This is a genomic window from Pseudomonas sp. P5_A2_2, assembly GCF_054177685.1.
The window spans coordinates 1-4,326 of the sequence record NZ_JBGCUL010000370.1; the positions used below are offsets into that span (position 1 = coordinate 1).

The 4,326-nt window shown below is 57.0% G+C and carries 4 protein-coding genes; all 4 read left to right on the forward strand.

Translation table 11 applies throughout. The annotated features are described in order from the left end of the window. A partial coding sequence (locus ACXRVY_RS18575) for a polysaccharide biosynthesis protein (RefSeq protein WP_458237942.1) occupies positions 1-1,785 on the forward strand: 1,785 nt, incomplete at its 5' end. A 112-nt stretch (positions 1,786-1,897) separates the two neighbouring features. Continuing rightward, positions 1,898-2,233, forward strand: a complete 336-nt coding sequence (locus ACXRVY_RS18580) for a ComEA family DNA-binding protein (protein ID WP_223462485.1) — start codon at positions 1,898-1,900, stop codon at positions 2,231-2,233. Positions 2,234-2,592: 359 nt separating this feature from the next. Then, positions 2,593-3,387 (forward strand): SDR family NAD(P)-dependent oxidoreductase, encoded by a 795-nt coding sequence (locus ACXRVY_RS18585; RefSeq protein ID WP_458237943.1) that lies wholly within the window; start codon positions 2,593-2,595, stop codon positions 3,385-3,387. Between the two features lie 31 nt (positions 3,388-3,418). Next, positions 3,419-4,326 (forward strand): beta-ketoacyl synthase N-terminal-like domain-containing protein (locus ACXRVY_RS18590; protein ID WP_458237944.1); only part of this gene is annotated, 908 nt, incomplete at its 3' end.

Genomic DNA, 4,326 nt, shown 5'->3' on the forward strand with positions numbered 1-4,326 from the left:
GGCATGTACCGTGCGGTCATGCGTTATTTTGGAAATGACGCACTCATCGCCATCATCAAGGCGGTGACGCTATCGTCCTTGATACTTGGCGTTGTGGTGTACTGGTACAGCAATCATCAAAACGTCGTTCCTCGTTCGATCATTTTCAACTATTGGTGGTTGAGCCTGATCATGATCGGTGGGCTGCGCCTGGCCATGCGTCAGTACTTTTTGGGCGACTGGTTCAGCGCTGCTCAGCACGTCCCGTTCACCAGCCGGGATGACGGTCTGCCTAAAGTGGCTATCTACGGCGCGGGGGCGGCGGGTAATCAACTCGTTGCTGCCTTGCGGATGGGGCGCGCCATGCGGCCTGTTGCTTTTATCGATGACGATAGCGGAATTGCCGATAGGGTGATTTCCGGATTACAGGTATACAAGCCCAAGCACATCCAGCAGATGATCGACAACACGGGGGCTCAGGAAATTCTCCTCGCTATTCCGTCGTCCAATCGTGGACGCCGTCGCGAGATTCTCGGATTTCTCGAAGGCTTTCCGTTGCACGTACGAAGTGTCCCGGGTTTCATGGATCTGGCCAGTGGCCGCGTCAAGGTTGACGATATCCAGGAAGTAGACATTGCCGACCTGCTTGGGCGTGACGCAGTCCCGGCCCAGGCTGATTTGCTCAAACATTGCATCACGGGGCAGTCCGTGTTGGTCACGGGTGCCGGGGGCTCCATTGGCTCCGAGCTTTGCCGGCAAATACTGGCGCTGCGCCCGAAAACGCTTCTACTGTTTGAACACAGTGAGTTCAATCTTTACTCCATCTTGTCCGAACTGGAGCAGCGGGTCGCTCGAGAGTCGCTGCCCATCCGTCTTTTGCCGATTCTTGGGTCGGTTCGTAACCCGAACAAGTTGTTGGATGTCATGAAAACCTGGCGAGTAGATACGGTGTATCACGCCGCAGCCTACAAGCATGTGCCCATGGTCGAACACAACATTGCCGAAGGTGTGCTCAATAATGTGATAGGCACGCTTAATACGGCCCAGGCCGCACTTCAAGCAGGAGTGGACAACTTCGTCTTGATTTCGACGGACAAGGCCGTGCGACCTACCAATGTCATGGGTAGTACCAAGCGCCTTGCCGAGTTGACGTTGCAAGCGCTGAGTCGTGAGTTGGCTCCGGTGTTGTTCGGTGATACGAGCAATGTTTCGCGTGTGAACAAAACGCGCTTCACGATGGTGCGGTTTGGTAACGTCCTGGGATCGTCGGGTTCGGTCATTCCGTTGTTTCACAAACAGATCAAGTCGGGCGGCCCACTGACCGTCACGCATCCGAAGATCACCCGATACTTCATGACCATCCCTGAAGCGGCGCAGTTGGTGATTCAGGCGGGCTCCATGGGGCAGGGCGGTGATGTTTTTGTCCTGGACATGGGCGAGCCCGTGAGGATCGTCGAGCTGGCCGAGAAAATGATCCATTTGTCCGGCCTGAGCGTTCGTTCGGAAAAAAACCCGCATGGTGACATCGCTATCGAGTTCACCGGGCTGCGTCCGGGTGAGAAGCTTTACGAGGAGCTGCTGATTGGTGACAACGTAGCGGCCACTCAGCACCCGATGATCATGACGGCCAATGAGGATCATCTGTCTTGGGACGTGCTGAGGGTCAAGCTGACCGAATTGCTCGCTGCGGTGGATCAGGACGACTATGCGCGCGTCCGCCAGCTGTTGCGCGACACTGTCAGCGGCTATACCCCGGACGGTGAGATTGTCGACTGGATCTACCAGCAGCGCCGCCTGGAGCCCTGATTGTTTCATATCCAGTAACGTACACAATTTTGACAGTCCCATGGCATAGCCTACGTTTGGAGAGCAGCTTCGCAAAAGCTGCTTTCTCAAACGATGGCATGGAGCTTCACTAATGCGTACAAGCAGTTTCTACTCTCTGATTTTCGCCCTTCTCACCAGTGTCTCTCTTACGGCAATCGCCGCGCCTGGTAACGCACCCGAGGTGATGAATGCGCCTCTGGTGCAGAATGTGGCCGCCAAGGCGCAATCTGGCAAAGTCGATCTCAATAGTGCTGATGCACCTACGCTGCAACGTGAGTTGGCAGGAGTGGGCGAGGAAAAAGCCAAGGCTATTGTTGCTTATCGTGAAAGTAATGGTGCGTTTGCGTCAGTTGATGAATTGCTGGAAGTGAAGGGTATTGGCAAAGCGATTCTGGATAGAAATCGCGACAAGATCGAGGTGAACTAAGGGTGTGATTGAACGACAAAGGCCGATCATTGATCGGCCTTTGTCTGTAGCGAGACTTATGCCCGGTGGACCAGTCGTCTGTGACTCTTGGAGTTGTCGTTGCTGTCGGCCACCCGAATTCAGCCAAAGTACAGGTCGGCTCGCAATACCGTTCATTCCATTGCAGGGGCCCGGCGCGGTTTTACGTTCATTCAGGGTCTACTCTCATTCTGGCTGGGCCAGAGACGAGAGCCGAGCGTTCTTCGGGAAGAAAAAATTACGACTATCATATTGAGATTGAATTATGCCTATAATAAAAATAGCTTGCGCCGAAGTGCTTTGGCGTCAGGCATCCCTCGGCATCCTTCAGGAGCACAGTCATGAATTCGGTTCAGCCCCAAGGTACGGCCCTCGTCACCGGTGCTTCTTCTGGTATCGGGGCGGTTTACGCTGAGCGGTTGGCAGCCCGTGGTTTTGATTTGTTGCTGGTGGCTCGCGACGAGCAGCGCCTGGAGGCGGCGGCGAGCAAGCTGCGCTCGGAGCATGGGATCAAGGTCGAAGTGCGGAAGGCGGATCTGACCCAAAAAGAAGACGTGTTGCAACTCGAACAGCGGTTACGCAGCGATTCGAGCATCAGCCTGTTGCTCAATAACGCCGGCGTGGCGGCGGACGGGCTATTGGCCAATGCCGATACCGATCAACTGGAGCGATTGATTCAGTTGAATATCACCGCTGTCACGCGGTTGGCCGCGGCGGCTGCAGCCAGTTTTACCAAGGCCGGGCGCGGTACGATCATCAATATTGCATCGGTGGTGGCATTGTTTCCCGAGCGTTTCAACGCGACGTACAGCGCCAGCAAGGCCTATGTATTGAGCTTGACTCAATCATTGAACACCGAGCTGAATGGCACCGGGGTGAAGATCCAGGCGGTGCTGCCGGGTGTGACCCGCACCGAGATCTGGGAGCGCTCTGGTATCGATGCGTCACAGATTCCTGCGGACATGGTGATGGAGGCAGGTGAGWTGGTCGATGCTGCGTTGTCGGGTCTGGATCAGGGTGAATTGATCACTATTCCTTCGTTGCCAGATGCGGCGGATTGGGATGCGTTTGTGGCGGCGCGTCATKTGATGGCGCCTAACCTTTCCAAAAGCAAGGCCGCTGCCCGTTATCGGTAAGCGCCATCCATCGGCTAGAGGTGTGTTTGGTATGAGTGATCGTCGTGTGGTTGTAACAGGTATGGGTCTGGTGTCACCGCTGGGGTGCGGTGTCGAAGCGGTCTGGGAGCGGCTGCTGGCCGGGCGTTCCGGGCTGCGCAATCTTGCGCAAGAGGTGGTTGCCGATCTGCCTGCCAAGGTTGGGGGGACGGTGCAGACGCTGGCTGACGATCCTGAAGCAGGGTTCGACCCGGATCGTGCAACACCACCTAAAGAACAGAAGAAAATGGATCGCTTCATCCTGTTCGCCATGGAAGCCGCACGTCAGGCACTGGAGCAAGCCGGCTGGCAAGCACAGGACGTCATTGCCCAGGAGCGCACAGCCACCATCATCGGTTCAGGCGTAGGTGGTTTTGGTGCGATTGCCGACGCGGTACGCACCACCGATAGCCGTGGTCCGAGACGTTTGTCTCCATTCACTATCCCTTCATTTCTGGTCAACCTCGCGGCAGGTCACGTGTCGATCCAGCATGGCTTCAAAGGACCGTTAGGTGCGCCGGTCACGGCATGTGCCGCCGGGGTTCAGGCGATTGGTGATGCGGCGCGGTTGATTCGCGCGGGTGAGGCGGATATCGCAGTGTGCGGTGGTACGGAAGCGGCGATCGATCGGGTCAGTCTTGCCGGGTTTGCGGCTGCTCGTGCCTTGTCCAGTGCTTACAACGAAACGCCTGAGCGCGCTTCGCGACCTTTCGACAGTGGTCGCGATGGCTTTGTCATGGGAGAAGGGGCCGGGCTGCTGGTCATCGAATCTCTGGAACATGCGCTGGCCCGGGGCGCCAGGCCCCTGGCGGAACTGGTCGGTTACGGCACCAGCGCCGATGCCTTTCACCTGACCGCCGGCCCCGAGGACGGCAGTGGTGCGCGGCGAGCGATGTCGTTGGCATTGGCACAGGCCGGTGT